The sequence below is a fragment of the Mannheimia sp. USDA-ARS-USMARC-1261 genome (genome assembly GCF_000521605.1).
GTDB classification, from domain to species: Bacteria; Pseudomonadota; Gammaproteobacteria; order Enterobacterales; family Pasteurellaceae; genus Mannheimia; species Mannheimia indoligenes.
On the sequence record NZ_CP006942.1, the window covers coordinates 1,107,571 to 1,127,529 of the forward strand.

A 19,959-nucleotide genomic window follows, 5' to 3' on the forward strand; every position below is an offset into this window, starting at 1 on the left:
TTCAATTTAGTATTAAGGTTTAATCTATGTTGATTTCAGGTCTTTTTGTTGGGCTATTGCTTGGCATCATTTTGCAACGAGGGCAATTTTGCTTGTCTGGTCAGTTGCGTAATATTGTGTTTAAGCGTGATCTCGCTTCATTTTCTCCACTTCTCCTTGTTATTTCGGTGCAATCTGTTGGCTTTTTTCTACTTGAGCAGCAGGGGTTGATCCGATTTCCAACCTCGCCAATGCCGATTTGGGCGACCTTGTTTGGTGCATTTTTATTTGGTATTGGGATGGGGGTGGCAAACCGTTGTGTATCGGGGCAACTTTATCGTGCCGGGGAGGGAATGATTGCGGCAATCATCACGTTGATTGTGTTTGCCATTACAACGGTTGCTACTCAAACAGGTGTACTTAAGTTCTGGGTTGCTTCACAGTTAGAAACGGAAAGTTCACTTGTTACAATTCCGCAGACACTCGGTATTTCTCCTCTATTTTTGATAGTACCTCTGTGTTTGCTAACCTTTTTTGCTTTGCAAAAAAATCTTAGAAATCAACCGCTTGTTCCTCGCCAGCCATTTCAGCAAATCTGGTCTCCATACTTTACCGCACTCTCATTGGGTGTTGTCAGCATTTTAGGCTGGGTATTGAGTGCGGAAACAGGGAGAGAATTTGGTTTGAGCTTCAGTATCCCTGTTGGCAATGCCTTGCAATATCTCACACTTGGGCAACAACGCTATCTGAATTGGGGAACTTATCTTGTTATCGGCGTCGTTCTCGGTTCGTTTATCTCCGCTAAATTCTCAGGTAATTTCCGCTGGAAACCGCTTTCTACCGCTGATTTCGGTAAAAGCGTATTCGGCGGTGTGTTAATGGGTATTGGGGCGGCTCTTACCGGTGGGTGTACGATGGCAAATGCGGTTGTCGGCACAGCCTATTTCTCTTGGCAAGGGTGGATTGCAACATTCGTTATGATGTTTGGCGTGTGGTGCGTGTTCATTCTTCGCAAAAATCCTTTAGAATCAACTTGTTAGGAGTAACAATGAAACCTTTAAAACTTTCCGTATTGGCGATTGCCATTGGCGTTCTAGCTGCGTGCAATGAGCAAAAAATCAGTGAAATTTCACAAACTGATTTGCTTAAACAAAAAGATAATCCGGATATTGTGATTATTGATACACGGGGCGATACTTTTTACAACGGCTTTAAAAGCCCTAAAACTGCACGAGGCGGGCATATTCCTAATGCTATTCAATTTACCGCAGAATGGATTGAAGCAATCCACCCCGACTATTTCGAGAGCTTTGCCGCTGATAAGGGGATTACCAAAGATAAAACGCTCGTATTTTATGATGACAATCTTGACAACTTAGAGAAAGTTTCTGCTGAGTTTGCAGCAAAAGGTTACAAGATCAAGTTATTTAAAGAATTTGCAAAATATACTCAAGATCCAAATATGCCTTTAGAAGCTTTCCCAAATTATCATTGGTTGGTTTCAGCACAATGGTTAAAAGAAGCTTTAGATGGCAAACAGCCGGAAACGCATTTGGGTAATGATACAACGGTCTTTCACGTTTCTTGGGGACCGGTCGATCAAGCAACAGGCTACAAGCAGCACGTTACAGGAGCTTATCATTTTGATACCGATTGGATTGAAAATGCTCCCGTATGGAATTTATCCTCAGCTGAAATTATCGAACAAAATCTATTAAAAAACGGCATTACTAAAGACAAAACCGTTGTACTTTATTCTGAAAACCAGCTTGCCGCATTCCGAGTGCTTTGGGCGTTAAAATGGGCTGGGGTGGAGGATGTGAGAATTCTCAACGGTGGTGTAAATGCGTGGATTAACAATGAATTTCCGATTGATACCACCGTTAATACGCCAACGCCTGCAACGGATTTCGGAACGAAAATTCCGGCTAATCCACATTTGTCTATTGAGACCGCTCAAGAGGCTTATGCGAAGCAAAAAGAGGGGGTGAAATTAGTCAGTATTCGGGCTTGGGAAGAGCATTTAGGTGCAATTAGTGGTTATGATTACATTCCGGGCAAAGGCGAACCGGAAGGTGCAATTTGGGGCTATGCCGGTACAGATTCATCTAATGTGGCGGATTATTACGATCCGGATGGTTCATTACGAAACCCCAAAGAGATTTTTGCCTTATGGGAAAAACAAGGAATTAAGCCAAATGATAGCTTGGCATTCTATTGCGGTACAGGCTGGCGAGCAGGTATTCCGTGGTTTATGACACAAATGGCAGGCTGGAAAAATGCCGTTGTGTATGATGGAGGCTGGAATGCGTGGCAAATGGATAGCTCGTTACCAACAAAAGCACAATCAACCGAAACAAAACCAAATGCGAAAAATTTCTTTGGTGTAACGCCAAGAACAGGACTATCTTGTAAGAGTTAATGAATAACAAGCGGTCAAAATCGGTTAAAAATTTGCAAAAAACGTTCTGATTTTGACCGCTTGTATTTAGAGTAGTGGGCTCATCAATCTGACAATGTTTTCCACTAACCCCCACAATTTGATGCGATAACGCCAGCCTTTTGGCGTAATCAATTCACTTTGTGCTAAGTATTTTTGCTGAAGTTGAGCAATCTCTTCAGTCATTTCTTTATCATAAATCGCAAGGCTGATTTCTAAATTCAAGAAGAAACTTCGCATATCCATATTTACTGTACCAAATAGGCTGAACTCATCATCAATCACTAGTGTTTTAGTATGAAGCATACCTTCATCAAAACGAGCGATTTTGACATTGTTTTTAAGTAACATCGGGAAGTAAGCTCTTGAAGCATAATGCACCATTTTTGAGTCATTTTTTCTCGGTAAAATTAGAGTAACATCAACGCCTCTACGTGCGGCAGTAGTGAGTGCCAATAATAGCGGTTCATTTGGCACAAAATAAGGGGTCGTAATTACTATGCGTTTGGTTGCAAGGTGAATTGCACATAAAATGGTTTCATAAATAATGCTTTCTTCTTGTTCAGGAGCGGATGGAATGACCTGTGCAATAACATTGCCGGTAGTAGGTGGTGTTAAGCCATTGTGTTTCTTTGCCTGTTGATTTAAGAAATCTTTTACTTTTTGCAGGTTTTCATCATCTTCTACGGCAATATCAGCGTAGAGAACAGCTGCCATTTCAAGCACAACAGGACCGGTGCAACGCATCATCACATCAAACCATCTGCCAATACCAATCTCTTTTCTAAATAATACTGGGTCGATTAAGTTAAAACTTCCTGTATAACCAATTTGGTAGTCAATGACTAAAATTTTACGGTGGTTACGCAAATCATTACGCCCATAAATAGTTTGCATAATCCCAACAGGTAGAGACGTTTGAATAAATACACCCACTTGCTCTAGCTTTGCTCGCCATTCGCTTTTGAGGAACGGACCACTTCCTACATCATCAGCTAAAATCACACAATGCACACCACGTTCTGCCGCCGCTTTGATTGCTTCTAGTAGCTTATTAATTTTGCCCTCAGGCTCTACAATATAAAAGGCGAGTAGGCAGCTGTATTGTGCTTGCTCGATATCCTCAATCATAGAATGCAAAATATCATCGGTGGTACTGAGCAACTTCATACTATTATTCGCACTTGCACCCAAGCGAGTGGTTTTCTCTGCCATTCGTTCAATGCCACGAAAGGCGGAAGGAATTTGATCATCAGGGTTGAAATGTTCACTAGGTAAATATTCTTCTGCAAATTCATCATAGAACTTGATCATTTTTTGGGTTCGAGCAAGGCGGCGTTTGCTGACACGAGGTTCGCCGATCAACAGGTAAAGAACAATTCCTCCTATGGGTAAAACGAAGAGAATGATGATCCACGCAATCGCTGCACCGATATTACGCTGGGTATATAACACTCTGGTGGCAAACACTAGCACAATCAGAAAGTTAATCAGGAGTAAAACGCCACTCCAAGTAAAAGAAAACGGCATAAGATAGTCCTTATCAAAATGGTTTATGCTATTTTAGTGAAAAATCAAGCTCAAGCGGATTGTGGTCGGAACTCTTCACGGCATAGCTTGATGCTGAATGTACAATAATATCTCGAGTAAAAATATAGTCTATCGGATAACCAAACGCAGTGGTTCGAGTATCGGGTGTGATTCGCACTTCGGTTAGTTGTAGTTTATTCGTTAATTCAAATAGCTTCTTTTTACGTTTTTCATTCCAAGTATTGAAATCGCCTGCTAAAACAATTGCACCTTGATGTTGTTGGATAAGCTCTTTCAATCCATCTAATTGTTTCTGATAGCTATGGTTCGTCCAGTCAAAATTAATTAAATGTACATTAATCATAAGCAAAGATTTGCCATTTTCAAACGGAAAACGCATTGCAGACATCAGTTTAGGCAATCTAAGCAAAGGTTCTTGAGATCCATTTAGGCAATAGCGATCCGCATCTAAACGGCTTAAATTGAGAATACCTGATTTTTGCTCTTGATACTGGAACGCAAAAATATGTAAAGAGCTTTCAAATTGTGGAAGTAAGTTTGAAATCTGTTGCCCCGAAGTTGCCTCTTGTAATAGTACAAAATCTTTTTTCTCAGTAAATTTTTTTAGATCTTCTTGCCAATTAGGATCTTTGCCTTTATGAATATTCCAATTAAGCAACTGAAAACGTTTATTTGAGGCAGGTGTAATACCGGTATTTTGATAACATTGCCAATAAGAAGAAAATGCCATTTCTTTGAAGATACTTTTCTTAGAATCTTGAAAAACAACTTCGGGTGGAGTGTAAATGCTCAAGCTTCTGTAGTTCAAAAATAAAGTACTCCCTAATAAAACAAAAAATAATAGTAGTAAGCGTTTTTTCATATTTTATCGCCAGTTAAACAAGCGGTTAAATTTAGATAGTTTTTTGCAAATTGCTACCCAAATTTAACCGCTTGTATCTCTAAAATTAGCCGTCCATTTCCTCGCCTGTTTCAGCCCATTTAAAATTTAATGCGACAGAATTTAGGCAAAAACGTAATCCTGTAGGTGCAGGACCATCGTTAAAAACGTGTCCCATATGGGAATCACAATTTCCGCAACGGATTTCGGTCCGTTGCATTCCGAAACTGTAATCAGCCAGATAGCGTAATGATGTTTCTGAAATTGTTTGATAAAAACTTGGCCAACCACAACCCGCATCAAATTTAGTATCAGAATGAAAGAGCTCTTGATGACATCTTGCACAACGGTAAATGCCAATACGGTTTTCATTTAAAAACTTGCCTGTAAAAGGGCGTTCTGTACCGTGATTTATTAAAATATCAATTTGCTGTTCGGTTAAGTCTTTAATATCTTTAATCATTATTTTTCTCCTGAAATCATCAAAAACATTGTAACTTTTTTTTCATTGTAAATCGTTATAAATTTCAAAATTTGACATAGATCACAAAAAATTTATCTGTTATATTGAGTGAGTTCTTTTAGCTTGTCAGTAAAGTGAAAAGATGTGCTATAATCTCTACATCTTTAGTAGTACATAAAGAACAAATTTTGTTTAACTTTAATATAGGTAGAAAAATCTATGGCAATTAAAATTGGTATTAACGGCTTTGGTCGTATCGGTCGTATCGTTTTCCGTGCAGCACAACATCGTGATGACATTGAAGTAGTAGGTATTAACGACTTAATCGATGTTGATTATATGGCTTATATGCTGAAATACGATTCAACTCACGGTCGTTTTGACGGTACTGTAGAAGTTAAAGATGGTCAATTAGTAGTAAACGGTAAAGCAATCCGTGTAACTGCTGAGCGTGATCCTGCTAACTTAAAATGGGACGAGATCGGTGTTGATATCGCAGTTGAAGCAACAGGTTTATTCTTAGATGATGAAACTGCTCGTAAACACATCACTGCAGGTGCGAAAAAAGTTGTTTTAACTGGTCCATCTAAAGATGCAACTCCTATGTTCGTAAACGGTGTAAACTTTGATGCGTATGCAGGTCAAGATATCGTTTCTAATGCTTCTTGTACAACAAACTGCTTAGCACCATTAGCGAAAGTAATTCACAATAAATTCGGTATTAAAGAAGGCTTAATGACTACAGTTCACGCAACAACTGCGACACAAAAAACTGTAGATGGTCCATCAGCGAAAGACTGGCGTGGTGGTCGTGGTGCCTCACAAAACATCATTCCTTCATCAACAGGTGCAGCGAAAGCAGTAGGCAAAGTATTACCAGCATTAAACGGTAAATTAACCGGTATGGCTTTCCGTGTTCCTACAACTAACGTTTCTGTAGTTGATTTAACAGTAAACCTAGAAAAACCGGCAACTTATGCTGAAATCTGTGCTGAAATCAAACGTGCTTCAGAAAACGAAATGAAAGGTGTATTAGGCTATACAGAAGATGCTGTAGTTTCAACAGACTTCAACGGTGCGACTGAAACTTCTGTATTCGATGCAGCAGCAGGTATCGCATTAACAGATACATTCGTTAAATTAGTATCTTGGTACGATAACGAAGTTGGTTACTCAAACAAAGTATTAGACTTAGTTGCTCACGTATATAACTACAAAGGTTAATTGATAAGTTATAGCTAAATTTAAGGACCAAATTCTGAAAAGAGTTTGGTCCTTTTGCTTTGTGTAATATTTTATTAATGTCGTTCTAGGTTTATAAACCCGAGCGGTAAAACTGAAAAAGAAATTGAAGAAATTCTTTGATTTATAGTGGTAGTTTATTGAAATTTGAAATCGAAATTGCTATATATGAGCCATAAGTTGGCTGCTATGGAGAAAATAAAATGGGTAATTTTTGTTATTTTATTATGCTATTAATCATTACCTTTTTTACGATTTTAATCTTTAATAAGATAGGCTGGGTAAATGCTGGAATTTTATTAGTCGTATTTTTTACTTTCTTTGCTGCTTGGATAGTGCGTAAAAACCAAGAAACAACGCGAGACTTAGAAGAAAAAGAGCTGAATGAGTGGCTTGAAAAAGAACTAAAACGTCCAATCGTTCAAGATAAACTACGGCATCTACCACCAAATGATATTGATGATGAAATTAGCACTATTGCAACCGGTAAAGTAAGTTGGACAAAAGAGGGAAAAACGACAGACCTTTTTGATATTGAAATAAATATCAGATCCAAATAGCTTAATATAGGTTGATTATTCCGAAAATAAGAAAAAGCCTGCAAACATTGATTTCACAGGCTTTCTAAGGTTTTTTAGTTTAGCTTCGTTGAGCTAAATTTAGTTGAATGGTGCTCTGGGCGAGACTTGAACTCGCACGGGCTATGCCCACCACCCCCTCAAGATGGCGTGTCTACCAATTCCACCACCAGAGCTTTTATTCTTTTACGCGATTATTGAGGGATATCGCTATTTTCCGTTTTTACAGGTTCAACCTGTTTTTGTTCAACTTGGCTTAAGTCTTCAAATTGACTTGTTGGTGCTTTTGTATTTGAACTTAAGTTACCGATTACTAAGCTGATTGCGAAAAAGATTGTTGCTAATAACGCAGTTGTTCTTGATAAGAAGTTTGCAGAACCTGCTGAACCAAAAACAGTTGCTGAAGCACCCGCACCGAAAGATGCACCGGCATCAGCTCCTTTACCTTGTTGCATTAATACGAATGCGATAAGCAATACGGCTACAACAAGATAAGCAATTGTTAAAACATTGATTAACATTAATTTGTTCTCTATATAATTCTTTATGCGAAATTTGCAATGGCGTGAATAATATAGAATTTATCCCCTTTTGACAAGAGGCAAACGCTGATTTTTAAACGCTTGATTTAATTTTCAGCAGTTTGTGTTGTCTTTTTCGAATAACGAGCCTTCGGCTTGCTTGCAAGCGGTGTAATTTTCGCTAAATTTTGCAAAATTTGACGATTTGGGCTTTGTAACAAATGAGGTAGTTGTTGATTTAGCTCAAACATAAATTGCTGATAACTCGTCTCTTTTTTACTGATTTGGTTAAGCTGCATTTCCCAATGGGCGGTCATATCCGGTTGTGTAGCGGAATCGGGTAATGCGTGAATCAGCGTTCTGCCTGCCTCGGTGCTGTGAATATTTTTACCTTTGCGGATTAAAAATCCACGCTTAAACAGTAATTCGATAATACCGGCACGAGTGGCTTCTGTGCCTAAGCCGTCTGTTTCTCTTAGCACTTTTTTCAATTCTTTATCTTGTACAAAACGGGCAATGCCAGTCATCGCAGAAAGTAAACTACGATCAGTAAAATGGCGAGGTGGCTGTGTTTTTTTACTCATAATTTCGCCATTTTCACAGTGTAAAAGCTGTCCTTTTTTTACAATAGGCAATAATGATTCTGCATCATCGAAATTATCTTCTTTACCAAGCAAGGCTTTCCAGCCTGCAACTGCTAAATTGCGAGCTTGAGCGGTAAATTTCCCTCCCGCAATTTCAAGATCAATTTTGCTTTTGCGATATTCTGCATCAGGACAAAATTGCATTAAATACTGGCGAGTAATAAGTTGATAAATCCGCTTTTCATTTTCCGTTAAATGTACAGTACCTTGCCTAGCGGTTGGGATTATCGCGTGGTGTGCTTCGACCTCTTTATCATTCCAGCAACGATTACGGCGATTAGGATCAACAACCTCCAGTTTTTCTTGATATTCAGGCAGGTGATGGGCTATAGCTGCCATTACTTTAAACCGATCATTAAAATGCTCTGTCGGTAAATAGCGATTATCTGAACGAGGGTAAGTAATCAGCTTGTGTGTTTCATAGAGTTTCTGACAAATATCAAGTACAGCTTGAGCAGAAAGCCCATATTTCCCTGCCGCCTCCATTTGTAATACAGAAAGCGAGTAGGGAAGTGGGGCTGTTTCCTTTTCGATTTTGTCTTGATAGTCAATAACTTTGGAAGGTTGGTTGATAATCCGTTTTACTACATTTTCCGCAAGCGGACGAGATAACACTCGCCCATCTTCGTCTTGATAATCTTCACACGCTTTGCTTGGTTGCCATTGGGCTTTGAATTTTTCTTGTGTTTCCGGCACGACAATATGAGCGAAAACTTCAAAATAATCTTTTGGAATAAAGTTTTCGATCTCCAGATCACGGCGGACGATTAAACCCAACACAGGGGTTTGCACTCGACCAACAGATAATACGCCCTTGTAGCCCGCCCAACGCCCTTGTAGTGTATAAGCTCTTGTCATATTAATACCGTAAAGCCAATCCGCTCTGGCACGAGCAAGAGCAGAGGTTGAAAGCGGTATAAAATCACTATTTTTTTGCAATTTTTCAATCGCACGGCTTACCGCAGTTGGATTGAGGTCGCTGACTAAACAACGTTGAATTTGGCTTTTACGCTCAGGTGGTAAATTGAGATAACCAAAAACTTCATCTACCAAAAGTTGCCCTTCACGATCCGGGTCGCCTGCATTCACTAAAATATCGGCTTTCTTGATGAGCCTTTCGACTACTTTAAATTGCTTTAGCGTTTCTTTTTTGGGAATGAGTTTCCATTGCTCAGGCACAATCGGCAAGTGTTCCATTCGCCACATTTTAAAGCGTTCGTCATAGGCGTCAGGTTCGGCTTGTTCTAATAGATGACCAATACACCACGTTACGGTATCGTGTTCTCCGCATTGAATAAAGCCGTCGCCTCTTGTATGTGGTTTTGGCAATACATCGGCAATGGCTCTGGCAAGACTGGGTTTTTCGGCTACAAATAAACGCATAATAGTAAAACTTTCAAGAAATTTAACCGCTTGTTGTGCTTACAAGCGGTTAAAAAAAGGTGTTGTTTTGCAATTAATTTAAACCTTGTTCAGATAAAATCATCTGACACTGAACAGGTGGTGTGGGTAATACTTTTGTAGTTGGTGTGCCTGTATCTGGCTTAGGCTCAAACCAAGAGTAAAGCTCTTCACCACAGCCATCACCTGCTGGAACAGGAGCTTGATTTTCACAACTTGCGGCATCAGCAGGACAGGTTAAGCGAATGTGGAAATGCGAGTCGTGTCCATACCAAGGACGGATTTTACGCAACCAGCCACGATCACTTCCTGCTGTTTGGCAAAGTTTTACTTTAATCGCAGGGTTTACGAAAATACGATCTACTCGGCTGTCTGAAGCTGCCAATTTAATTAAATGGGTATGGTGCTGATTCCATAAATTGTCATCAACTCGCTGTGTATTGCGATTAACCATAATAGTGGCTAACCCGGCTGGGTTTTTGGCGGTTTCATCATCCATAGGTCCAAACCTTAACCAAATATCGGCATCCAACCCTGTTTGGTGAGATGCGTGTCCTGATGAAAAACGTCCGCCCGCAGGCATTCCCATATCGCCAATTAAAATAGTCGGGATTCCTGTTGCTTTCGTTTTTTTCCCTAAGTTGGTGAGATAATCGAGCAACTGTGGATGTCCGTAATAGCGGTTTCTTGCAGAACGGATTACTTGGTAGCCCTCGCCTTTTAAAGCTAATGGCTCTGCTCCAATAATGCAACCATTGCTGTATCCACCAATAGATTGAGCTTTACCTTGCACCGGGGTTTTGATTTTTTCCCATTGAGTTGCATTGGCTGTGATAGCAGCGATCGCTAGGCTTGATATAAAGACTGTTTTAAGTAAATTCATCGTTTTTCCGAGTTTATATAAGTAATTCAAGCGGTTAAATTTGAGGATTTTTTTGCAAAAAAGAACAAGAAATCAACCGCTTGAGCTTAGTTTAGCGGCATTGAGCCTTAAATCTAAGTAAATGATCCAACAAGACGATTGCCATCATAGCCTCTGCAATCGGCACAGCACGAATTCCCACACAAGGATCGTGTCTGCCTTTAGTAACGACTTCAACAGGCTCATTATTTTTATTCACGCTTTTACCCGGAATAGTAATGCTTGATGTGGGCTTGAGTGCAATGTTTGCAATAATCGGCTGACCAGAGCTGATCCCGCCTAAAATACCACCTGCGTGGTTAGATAAAAAACCTTCAGGGGTCATTTCATCACGATGCTCACTACCACGTTGTTCCACCACTGCAAAACCATCGCCAATTTCGACCGCTTTCACCGCGTTAATAGACATTAAGGCGTGGGTGAGATCGGCATCTAAGCGGTCAAACACCGGCTCACCTAAGCCAACAGGTACATTTTCTGCAATTACAGTTAGTTTTGCACCAATGGAATCGCCCTCTTTTTTCAACTCACGAATTAAGGTGTCAAAGCCTTCAATCGCCACAGGATCAGGGCAGAAGAAAGGATTACTATTGACAGCTTGCCAATCAATCTGTTCAATATTCTCAACCGTTTTCGGGTTAATTTTTACATTACCAATTTGTGATAAATAGCCACGTACTTCAATGCCGAATTGCTCACGCAAATATTTTTTTGCAATAGCACCTGCGGCAACACGCATTGCGGTTTCTCGAGCAGAGGAACGACCACCACCACGATAATCACGAATGCCGTATTTTTGTTGATAGGTATAATCTGCGTGTCCCGGTCTGAATTTTTCGGCAATATCGCCGTAATCTTGCGAGCGTTGATCGCCATTTTTAATGATTAAACCAATGCTCGTGCCGGTTGTTTTTCCTTCAAACACACCCGATAAAATTTGTACTTCGTCATCTTCTCGGCGAGGGGTGGTGTAGCGTGAAGTACCGGGTTTACGGCGGTCTAAATCAGGCTGTAAATCAGCTTCACTTAATTCCATATTTGGTGGCACACCATCTACGATACAGCCTAATGCAATACCGTGTGATTCGCCAAAAGTGGTTACTTTAAATAATTGTCCGATGCTGTTGCCTGCCATTTTTAGTCCTTTTCTTTTGTTGTTATGTTATTAGGTAGTTCAAAATCAAAGCGTTTTGAACCTACTTTAATTTCATCTTGTGTATCGTTATTTTTGATATAAACATCTAATTGGTTAAATGCAATATCAATATTATGCTCATTAAAGACCTGATGAATACGCGTATTGAGTGCATCAATAGTTGGGTTACGATCAGATAAATCATTCACATAAGCCCTTAATTCGTGATCCAATGTGCTTGCCCCAAATGTGAGGAAATAAGCTCTTGGTTGTGGATCTTTCAGCACTTTCGGATTTTCTTCTGCTACTTGTAGTAACAAGCGTTTAACTAACTCTACATCAGATCCGTAAGCAACACCAACTTGAACAATAATACGGGTTGCGGTGCTGCTTAATGCCCAGTTTACCAAACGTTCGGTTACGAAAGCTTTGTTTGGTACGATAACTTCTTTACCATCAAAATCAACTAATGTGGTGGCTCGAATACGAATTTTTGAGACTGTACCACTATATGTGCCGATTGTAATAGTATCGCCAATACGCATTGGGCGTTCAAATAAGATGATAATACCTGAAACGAAGTTTGCAAAGATTTCTTGCATACCAAAACCCAGACCGACGGAAAGTGCGGTGAGTAACCATTGGAGCTTACTCCAAGATACTCCTAATGTACCGAAGGCAAATATTGCTCCTAACGCAATAATTAAATAGGTTAAGAGCGTGGTAATTGTATAGGGTGTACCTTGCGATAACTTGAAGTGAGAGAAAATAAGTGCTTCGAGTAAACCGCCTAAGTTTCTGATCAACACTACCATCACCACAATAATGAGAATAGCAGTGAGCAAATTCAGCAGCGTGATAGATTCCATCACAATGCCGGCTTCTGTAGTTACACTTTGCTGCCACAAGGTTACGCCGTCTAAGTAGAGAGCAACGGTAATTAAATCCGACCATACCCAGTAGAGTAGCACGAATAAGCCAATCCAAAGTACGAAATCGGTTAACTTCAACATCTGATTTTTCACTTCGCTTACAGCAATAGAATCCTCTTTTAACTCAAACGGAATTTCCACACCATCCGGGTTTTCATTATTTTGTTCCGCCTTGGCACGAGCTTTAGCTTCAGCCGCTTCTCTTTTTTCTTGTAGACGTCTGTAAGCAAGACGACGTGCGGAAATAGAAAATGCACGGTAGAGAACATTGCGGACGATAATCCAAGTAATAATTGCAAAATAGGAGGCAATTAAATGCTCAATAATCACTAATGCTGTGTAGTAATAACCCAGTACAATAAGAATAATCAGAACAACCGGAGCAATGAGCAAGACTAATTTCACAATCGTTAGAAGAATACTTTTCGATTCTTTGGTTTCTTGATGCGTTACATTTTCATAAGTAGAAATAGCTTGCCTGAAGGCTGGAGCAATCATCCAGATCATTAAAATTAAGACGAGGATTGTCATTGTTTGCCCAAGCACATCGTAAGAAATACCCGTTTCTAATTTTGTGAAAATAGAGGTATTAAGCAATAACGCAATTAACCAAACTGAGCGTCTTAAAATATTTCGGAAAATTTCATTACTTTTTTGTGGCATATTAAAATGGATATGCCCAATGCCGTGAGGGCGTAACATCGCCACTAAGAAAGCAAAGTAAAGCCAATAAGTCGCCATTTTTAATCCCCAAGCCCAGACTTCTTGTGGATTTTCTAATGAAATATAAGTAACGGCGATAAACCCTGCTAAGAAAATAAATGTACTTGGTAAGCAAAGCACTACAGTCCAAAAAATAGCAAGTGGTGTATTCCATTGGCTATCAGTTGCAACAATCTTTAATCGGTTATTAATATGGTGCAGCTTTTGCTTAATGTTATCTTTTTGGCGGTTAATAAAGGCTGCAAGTAATAATAAAATAGTAACTAAAACACCTGCTGGCACAATATTATCACGCCAATTTGAGAAGTTGAGTTTTTTACCGATATCAAGAATTTGATAGTGAACGACATCAATAAATTTACTAAACCACTCTAAGTCCATCGGGCTATTACTTTTTACCCAGAAACTTTGTTGTTGCAGTTTTTGTTGTAACGTATCACTAATGGTTTGAACCTGTTGTTGGTTCAATTCAATATTAATCAATAAATTAAGCTGATTGTTTAACGACTTAATCATTTCAGACAAAGTTGTTGAACGCTCTTGCAAAATCGTGGTTAGTTGTTGTTTCTCTTGAGCTGTAAATGTGGTTTTACCATCTTGTTCCAATTTACTAATATAGGCATTGATATTAGAGAAAGAATCTTTAAACTCGGTAATATCAAAAACACGCACCCGCAAATCGGTAATTTGTTTAGAAATGCCCGAAATCATTTCATCTTGCGGTAATGATTGTTTTTGTTTATTGATAATACGAGAAAGCACCAATGTGCCTTGTAATGAACTAATTTGCTCTTCAATATTACGTTGGGTTTGTTGAAGGTTATCAAGCACACTTTTAATACGCAAATTATCTTGTGATAATTGCGTCATATCTTTCGTTTGTTTTAGTAATTCTTGTGTAACTTTTGTGTTTATATCTAATTCACGCAAAATAATAGGGTTAGCTGTTGCATTATTTTGCTGATTTTGAACCGCTTGTGCTTGCTCTAATTTATTTTTAGACTCTTCTACAATCTGATTGTTGATTGCTGTTTGTAAATTAGCAATTTCAGCTTGTAGATTTTGCTGTTCTTGCTTTTTTTCCTCTAGTTGAGAAGAGTAAACCGCAGCTAAGCTATCACTTCCATTTAGCAATGCTTGGTTATAGGTGTTTTTTAATTCAATGAGTTCCAGCTCAGCTTCTAACTTAGCTTGAAGTTCGCTTTGAATATTGGCAGTCGAAAGCTGGGTATTAATTTCCTGCCTACGTTTTACCATCTCGGTTAATGCAGTTTGAGCTTTGTCAGGAGCAGTATTTTGAGCGACTAAATTATTATTGATTAGGCTTAAATCGTGCTGTACCGTTTCAAGTTTAGCCTGTGATGCAGTGAGTTCTTTTTGTAAATCAGTGGTTGATTTTTGCGTTAAAGTTTCTACGCTCGGTACGACAACCGCTTTCAATTTTTCAAGATTGTTTTGACTGGCAGTTAAGGCTTTTTGAGATTCTTGAATAGATTTACTCAATGCTTCATTGTCCGCTTTTTGTTTCTCAATTTGGGAGAGAAGCGACAAGGTATCCTCAAGTGTTTGAACTAAGGCTTTATTATTTGCATCAGCTTGATCTAATTTTTTAGCATTATCAAGTTGGCTTTGAACTGCTTTTTGGAGCGGAATTTCAGCTAAGGCAGAGCTATTTGTAGCGAATATCAGCCCCAAACTGAGAAAAACGGTTTTTAACATCGGTTTAAGCATAGATTTCCTTTATTCTTTTATTCTGTATATCTTGTTGTAATTGTTTACGTGAAATTTTGATTGCCCCTTGCATTTGGTATTGTTCAATATCCAGCAAGTAATAAGCAACAGGCTGTTTAAATTTCTCTAACTTATCAGACAACCAAATTTTTAATTTATTAACCTCTTGTTCTAAATTAGGCTGTTTGAATTGTACAATTGCAATCGGACGTTGCCCGAATTCATTGTCATCAATCGGCAGAACAAACACTTGCTCCACAAGGTTAGAACGAAAAATGATCTGTTCGATCTCTTCAGGTTGAATATTCTCGCCACCCGAAATGAACATATTATCTAATCGCCCTTTTATTACAAGTTGTTTTTTGCTGTTCCATTCGCCCCTGTCTTTGGTGGCAAACCAGCCCTGTTCATTTACAAGCGGTCGAATTTTACTATTTTTTTTACAATGGCTTTTTTGCCAATAACCTAAAGCCAGTGGCTTACCTCTTACCCAAACTTCGCCGTTTTCCAGTTTGACTTCTCGGTATTTTAAAGGGAACCCCACATTATCCAGCTCATTTTCTACGGCACAAATGGTAGATGCCATTTCTGTCATACCATAACCGGAAAAGGTAGTAATGCCTTTCTGTTGGGCTTGAGCCACAAGTTCTGATGGAATAGCTGTGCCACCTAATAAACATTTTTGACTTACCGGATAGTCTAATTGAGCTAGATAGCGTTGTAATTGTGTTGGCACAAGCGATGCGTGGCTGACTTGTTTAAGCAAACTAAAAAAGGCATCTTTGCTTTCATTCACATAAAGCGTTGCTCCTTTGAGTAGCCAACGCCATACAATGCCTTGCCCTGAAACGTGGAACAATGGCAAGCTCAATAGCCAAGAATGTGTTTTTTCAAATTCCATCAATTCACTCACGCCTTCGGCACTATATAAATGAGCAGAAATTGAATGCACCACTGCTTTAGGCATACCGGTTGAGCCGGAGGTTAAGGTGAGCGTGGCAGGTTGTTCAAAATCAAGCTTAGGTAAAGGGTTACAAGCGGTTGTTTCTGCCGAAAAATTTGCAAAAGTGTCATCGGTAATAAAAACATCAACGCTTGTTTCTTCTAATATAGTTTGTTGTTGTGCTTGAGTTTGTGCCGGGTTGAGCATTAAGATTTTTGCTCCTAGCGAGAGCGTGGCACAATAAGCAAGTAATCCGCAAAAACGATTAACACCACAATAAGCTACTAAACATTCATCTGTAACGTTTTGAGCTTTTAAGATAGAGCAAACTTGTTGCAGTAAATATTGAAATTCTGCCCAATTAAGTTGAGCAGGAAGATGAGGGAAATAATCGTTTTTTTCTTTTTCCCGAATAATGGCAATATTTTGGGCTGTGTTTTCAGCCCAAAATTGAGTAGGAAATAGGGGAGAATGAAGCACCATTACTTGTTATTTGAAAAGTGCTTGAATACGCTCAATCAGTTTAACAGGCACTTGCATCGATTCCATCACGCCTTTTAGAATAAGCCCTTTACGAGCTGTATTATTATTTGTAATCACCCAAAATGGGGAATCAGGAATCTGTTTTGCTTTCACGCCACTGCCTGTTGCTAGAATTTCTTCTTCACTTTGAGAGAAATAGATGCGTTCATTACCACGCACATTTTCGGTTGCTTTGGCAAAAGCGGTAGGATTAGAGCGATATAATGCGGCTAATAACATAATAAAACGCACAACATTTTTATTTTCGTTCATAAAATGTTCTGATTTTAAAATATCTTCCAATTTAGCGACAGTTTTCTCTGCATTTGAATCATCTTTTTTGCTTGTTGCACGAGAAGGTGTTTTAACCAGTTCTTTTAACTCGTTGATCATATGCTCTTGAACTAACACAAAAGGCTGAGGCGATTGCGGTAATCTTAGTAAACGACGCAAGATATCTGATGCCGTTTCACCAATAGATTGTGTACGACTGGCAATATATTGATATAATTCATCATCAATTTCGATTCTTTTCATCGGGATCCTCATTCTTTTTAAACATAAAATAGCAGTAATTATATATGCTATTATACGCATTTCTTTGCGTTTTTATAGAGGATCTTGCTTGAAAATTTATGCTAAAAAAGACAGTTATATGACACAAAAATCAGGTTTAAATTTTCTTTATCAACCGTCTGCAAATAAACCAAACGCTCAAACGATGGTGTTTTTACACGGGTTATTTGGCGATATGAATAACTTAGGTGTTATTGCCAAGTCGTTTGCAGAAGATTACGCTGTGCTGAGAGTGGATCTCAGAAATCACGGAGGATCTTTTCATTCCTCTGAAATGGATTATTCTTTGATTGCTCAAGATTTAAAAGCGTTATTAATTGAACAAAATATCCAAAATGCAATTATTGTAGGGCATTCAATGGGGGGCAAGAGTGCGATGGCATTAGCTAATCTTGCTCCGGAATTGGTTGATAAATTAATTGTGATTGATATTGCCCCTGTAACCTACACGCAAAACCGCCATAAACAGATTATTGAAGGCTTATTTGCGGTAAAAGCGGCAAAGCCTCAAACTCGGCAACAAGCAAAATTGGTAATGGCAGAGCATATTTCAGATGAAGGTGTTCAGCAATTTATGCTGAAATCCTTTGATGCTCAAAGCGAACAATCCTTCCGATTTAATTTAACGGCACTACATCAGAATTACCAAAATTTAATGGATTGGAATGGCGTGTTTGTGGATAAACCAACGCTTTTTATTAAAGGAGCGTTGTCGGATTATATTCAGGCAGAACATACGGAAACCATATTGAAACAATTTCCGCAAGCGAAATCCTTTATTGTGGCAAATGCCGATCACTGGGTTCACGCTGAAAAACCGGAAGCCGTTGTACGAGCAATTAATAAATTTTTAGGGAAATAAAAAATGCAAAGAGATACTTTATTTTCAGCACCTATTGAAAAATTGGGTGATTTTACCTTTGATGAATCGGTTGCGGAAGTTTTCCCCGATATGATCCAACGTTCTGTGCCGGGTTATTCCAATATTATTACTGCAATTGGTATGTTAGCGGAACGCTTTGTAACAGATAATTCAACAGTTTATGATTTAGGCTGTTCAAGAGGGGCTGGGATTTTATCTATTCGCCGAAATCTAAAAGCACAAAATGTAAAAATTATCGGGGTGGATAACTCACAACCGATGGTTGAACGTTGCAAAACGCATTTAAATGCTTACCAGTCTGATATTCCTGTTGAGATTTTACTTGATGATATTCGCCAAGTTGAAATCAAGAATGCCTCAATGGTAGTGTTAAACTTCACGCTACAATTTCTGCCGAGAGAAGATCGTCTCACGTTATTACAAAAAATCTATCAAGGATTAAATTCCAAGGGGATTTTGGTGTTATCCGAAAAATTTACTTTTGAAAGTGAAGTGATGAATGAGTTATTGATCGATCTTCACCATACTTTCAAACGAGCAAACGGCTACAGTGAATTAGAAGTAAGCCAAAAGCGTAATGCGTTGGAAAATGTGATGCGAACAGACAGTATTGACACTCATAAAAAGCGTTTAAAAGAAGCAGGCTTTGAACAAATAGAACTGTGGTTTCAATGTTTTAATTTCGGCTCAATGATTGCAATTAAATCTTAACAAGCGGTAACAAAAAGCATCACTTTTAAGGATTGTGAATAATTTTTAATTATTTTTTGCAAATTTTTGATAAATAACAACCGCTTGTACTTCATTTTTTTCTTTATAACAAAAGTTAGGTAGAATCGGTTATAATGTACCCTTACTTAATTTGAGGAAAAGAGAATGGCAACAATAAAAGATGTCGCTAAGCAGGCTGGGGTCTCAACCACAACGGTTTCACACGTTATTAATAAAACCCGTTTTGTGGCAGAAGATACCACTAAAGCTGTTTGGGAGGCAATTAAAACATTAAATTATTCTCCTAGTGCGGTGGCTCGTAGCTTAAAAATTAATACTACTAAATCTATTGGTATGATCATCACAACCAGTGAATCGCCATTTTTTGCAGAAATTGTGTTGGCAGTAGAGGAATTTTGCTACAGCAAAGGCTATTCGCTATTTTTATGTAATACCCAAAATAAACCGGAAAAAATCGAAAACCACTTAGATATGCTAATTAAAAAACGAGTGGACGGAATTTTAGTAATGTGTTCTGAATATACTGATAATTCCTTCGATATTTTTGAAACGACTAATATACCAAAGGTTATTATGGATTGGGGAATGACTGATTCTCGAGCTGATATGATTTTAGATCACGGTTTTGATGGCGGTTATTTAGCTACCCAACATTTAATTGAAAGTGGGCATAAAGAGATTGCGGTGATTACAGGTAATCTGGATAAAGAAATTGCAAGGACTCGCTTCGAGGGGGTAAAAAAAGCATTATCCGATGCGGGGTTACCTCTGCGAGATGAATGGATTCAAGAAGGCGACTTCGAGCCGGAAGGCGGCTATGAGTGTATGAATAATCTCCTTAAAAATAAGGAATTACCGACAGCGGTATTTTGCTTTAACGATGTGATGGCATTGGGGGCAATTTCAGCTATTACCGAAAAAGGGTTAAATGTACCGCAAGATATTTCTGTGATCGGGTATGATAATGTGCATAGCTCACGCTTTTATGCACCACCGCTCACCACAGTACATCAATCAAAATCACGTTTAGGAGCAGCTGCTTTAGAGCTATTACTAGAGCGTATAGAGAATAATGAAAAAGCAAAAGAACCTAAAGTTTTAGAGTTCTTCCCTGAATTAGTAAAACGCAAATCAGTAAGAAATTTAACAATTAAGGAGTAA

17 protein-coding genes and 1 tRNA gene are annotated in these 19,959 nt (G+C 38.7%); 7 read left to right on the forward strand and 11 right to left on the reverse strand.

Annotated features, from left to right (window positions below; genetic code table 11):
• Positions 1-26: 26 nt before the first annotated feature.
• The gene (locus X781_RS05395; RefSeq protein ID WP_051411625.1) at positions 27-1,019 is read left to right on the forward strand and encodes a YeeE/YedE family protein; all 993 of its coding nucleotides are present in this window, start codon (positions 27-29) and stop codon (positions 1,017-1,019) included.
• An 8-nt stretch (positions 1,020-1,027) separates the two neighbouring features.
• Positions 1,028-2,401, forward strand: coding sequence for a rhodanese-like domain-containing protein (locus X781_RS05400; protein WP_025235875.1), 1,374 nt, complete (start codon positions 1,028-1,030; stop codon positions 2,399-2,401).
• Between the two features lie 66 nt (positions 2,402-2,467).
• On the opposite strand, the gene cls is transcribed toward X781_RS05400, so the two are convergent.
• The 3 genes from cls to msrB form a co-directional block, all read right to left on the reverse strand.
• Positions 2,468-3,949, reverse strand: coding sequence for a cardiolipin synthase (cls, locus tag X781_RS05405; RefSeq protein ID WP_025235876.1), 1,482 nt, complete (start codon positions 3,947-3,949; stop codon positions 2,468-2,470).
• A 28-nt stretch (positions 3,950-3,977) separates the two neighbouring features.
• On the reverse strand, positions 3,978-4,832 hold the full coding sequence (locus tag X781_RS05410; protein ID WP_025235877.1) for an endonuclease/exonuclease/phosphatase family protein: 855 nt from the start codon (positions 4,830-4,832) through the stop codon (positions 3,978-3,980).
• 85 nt (positions 4,833-4,917) lie between these two features.
• Positions 4,918-5,313 carry a peptide-methionine (R)-S-oxide reductase MsrB gene (msrB, locus tag X781_RS05415; RefSeq protein ID WP_025235878.1) on the reverse strand — a complete coding sequence of 132 codons (396 nt, stop codon included), beginning with the start codon at positions 5,311-5,313 and terminating at the stop codon, positions 4,918-4,920.
• Between the two features lie 219 nt (positions 5,314-5,532).
• Between msrB and gap the strand changes: the two genes are divergently transcribed.
• Complete coding sequence (gap, locus tag X781_RS05420; protein ID WP_025235879.1) at positions 5,533-6,537, forward strand: type I glyceraldehyde-3-phosphate dehydrogenase; 1,005 nt, start codon at positions 5,533-5,535, stop codon at positions 6,535-6,537.
• Between the two features lie 221 nt (positions 6,538-6,758).
• A complete protein-coding gene (locus tag X781_RS05425) occupies positions 6,759-7,115 on the forward strand; it encodes a hypothetical protein (RefSeq protein ID WP_025235880.1) in 357 nt (118 codons plus the stop codon).
• A gap of 108 nt (positions 7,116-7,223) precedes the next feature.
• Here X781_RS05425 and X781_RS05430 read toward each other — a convergent pair.
• The 8 genes from X781_RS05430 to seqA all read right to left on the reverse strand — a co-directional run bounded on the left by X781_RS05430 (position 7,224) and on the right by seqA (position 17,144).
• A tRNA-Leu gene (locus tag X781_RS05430) sits at positions 7,224-7,309 on the reverse strand.
• A gap of 18 nt (positions 7,310-7,327) precedes the next feature.
• The gene (gene secG / locus X781_RS05435; protein ID WP_025235881.1) at positions 7,328-7,654 is read right to left on the reverse strand and encodes a preprotein translocase subunit SecG; all 327 of its coding nucleotides are present in this window, start codon (positions 7,652-7,654) and stop codon (positions 7,328-7,330) included.
• A gap of 107 nt (positions 7,655-7,761) precedes the next feature.
• Positions 7,762-9,681, reverse strand: a complete 1,920-nt coding sequence (locus X781_RS05440) for a DNA topoisomerase III (protein WP_025235882.1) — start codon at positions 9,679-9,681, stop codon at positions 7,762-7,764.
• A gap of 73 nt (positions 9,682-9,754) precedes the next feature.
• Entirely contained in the window at positions 9,755-10,582 is an 828-nt protein-coding gene (gene mepA / locus X781_RS05445; protein ID WP_025235883.1) for a penicillin-insensitive murein endopeptidase, read from the reverse strand.
• Positions 10,583-10,673: 91 nt separating this feature from the next.
• Positions 10,674-11,756 (reverse strand): chorismate synthase, encoded by a 1,083-nt coding sequence (aroC, locus tag X781_RS05450; RefSeq protein WP_025235884.1) that lies wholly within the window; start codon positions 11,754-11,756, stop codon positions 10,674-10,676.
• Between the two features lie 2 nt (positions 11,757-11,758).
• A complete protein-coding gene (gene mscK / locus X781_RS05455; protein WP_025235885.1) occupies positions 11,759-15,142 on the reverse strand; it encodes a mechanosensitive channel MscK in 3,384 nt (1,127 codons plus the stop codon).
• Positions 15,135-16,568: an o-succinylbenzoate--CoA ligase gene (gene menE / locus X781_RS05460; protein WP_038643935.1), complete on the reverse strand. Its 1,434-nt coding sequence runs from the start codon at positions 16,566-16,568 to the stop codon at positions 15,135-15,137. The genes mscK and menE overlap by 8 nt, the downstream gene beginning before the upstream one ends.
• 6 nt (positions 16,569-16,574) lie before the next feature.
• Entirely contained in the window at positions 16,575-17,144 is a 570-nt protein-coding gene (gene seqA / locus X781_RS05465; protein WP_025235887.1) for a replication initiation negative regulator SeqA, read from the reverse strand.
• Positions 17,145-17,262: 118 nt separating this feature from the next.
• On the opposite strand from seqA, the gene X781_RS05470 reads away from it, so the two are divergent.
• The 3 genes from X781_RS05470 to purR all read left to right on the forward strand — a co-directional run bounded on the left by X781_RS05470 (position 17,263) and on the right by purR (position 19,959).
• Positions 17,263-18,045 carry an alpha/beta fold hydrolase gene (locus tag X781_RS05470; RefSeq protein ID WP_025235888.1) on the forward strand — a complete coding sequence of 261 codons (783 nt, stop codon included), beginning with the start codon at positions 17,263-17,265 and terminating at the stop codon, positions 18,043-18,045.
• A 3-nt stretch (positions 18,046-18,048) separates the two neighbouring features.
• Complete coding sequence (gene cmoA / locus X781_RS05475; RefSeq protein WP_025235889.1) at positions 18,049-18,777, forward strand: carboxy-S-adenosyl-L-methionine synthase CmoA; 729 nt, start codon at positions 18,049-18,051, stop codon at positions 18,775-18,777.
• Positions 18,778-18,942: 165 nt separating this feature from the next.
• Positions 18,943-19,959, forward strand: coding sequence for an HTH-type transcriptional repressor PurR (gene purR, locus X781_RS05480; protein WP_025235890.1), 1,017 nt, complete (start codon positions 18,943-18,945; stop codon positions 19,957-19,959).

Coding starts and splice junctions, on each gene's coding strand:
- X781_RS05395 (WP_051411625.1), top strand. CDS start 27: ATGTTGATTTCAGGTCTTTTTGTTGGGCTATTGCTTGGCATCATTTTG.
- X781_RS05400 (WP_025235875.1), top strand. CDS start 1,028: ATGAAACCTTTAAAACTTTCCGTATTGGCGATTGCCATTGGCGTTCTA.
- cls (WP_025235876.1), bottom strand. CDS start 3,949: ATGCCGTTTTCTTTTACTTGGAGTGGCGTTTTACTCCTGATTAACTTT.
- X781_RS05410 (WP_025235877.1), bottom strand. CDS start 4,832: ATGAAAAAACGCTTACTACTATTATTTTTTGTTTTATTAGGGAGTACT.
- msrB (WP_025235878.1), bottom strand. CDS start 5,313: ATGATTAAAGATATTAAAGACTTAACCGAACAGCAAATTGATATTTTA.
- gap (WP_025235879.1), top strand. CDS start 5,533: ATGGCAATTAAAATTGGTATTAACGGCTTTGGTCGTATCGGTCGTATC.
- X781_RS05425 (WP_025235880.1), top strand. CDS start 6,759: ATGGGTAATTTTTGTTATTTTATTATGCTATTAATCATTACCTTTTTT.
- secG (WP_025235881.1), bottom strand. CDS start 7,654: ATGTTAATCAATGTTTTAACAATTGCTTATCTTGTTGTAGCCGTATTG.
- X781_RS05440 (WP_025235882.1), bottom strand. CDS start 9,681: ATGCGTTTATTTGTAGCCGAAAAACCCAGTCTTGCCAGAGCCATTGCC.
- mepA (WP_025235883.1), bottom strand. CDS start 10,582: ATGAATTTACTTAAAACAGTCTTTATATCAAGCCTAGCGATCGCTGCT.
- aroC (WP_025235884.1), bottom strand. CDS start 11,756: ATGGCAGGCAACAGCATCGGACAATTATTTAAAGTAACCACTTTTGGC.
- mscK (WP_025235885.1), bottom strand. CDS start 15,142: ATGCTTAAACCGATGTTAAAAACCGTTTTTCTCAGTTTGGGGCTGATA.
- menE (WP_038643935.1), bottom strand. CDS start 16,568: ATGGTGCTTCATTCTCCCCTATTTCCTACTCAATTTTGGGCTGAAAAC.
- seqA (WP_025235887.1), bottom strand. CDS start 17,144: ATGAAAAGAATCGAAATTGATGATGAATTATATCAATATATTGCCAGT.
- X781_RS05470 (WP_025235888.1), top strand. CDS start 17,263: ATGACACAAAAATCAGGTTTAAATTTTCTTTATCAACCGTCTGCAAAT.
- cmoA (WP_025235889.1), top strand. CDS start 18,049: ATGCAAAGAGATACTTTATTTTCAGCACCTATTGAAAAATTGGGTGAT.
- purR (WP_025235890.1), top strand. CDS start 18,943: ATGGCAACAATAAAAGATGTCGCTAAGCAGGCTGGGGTCTCAACCACA.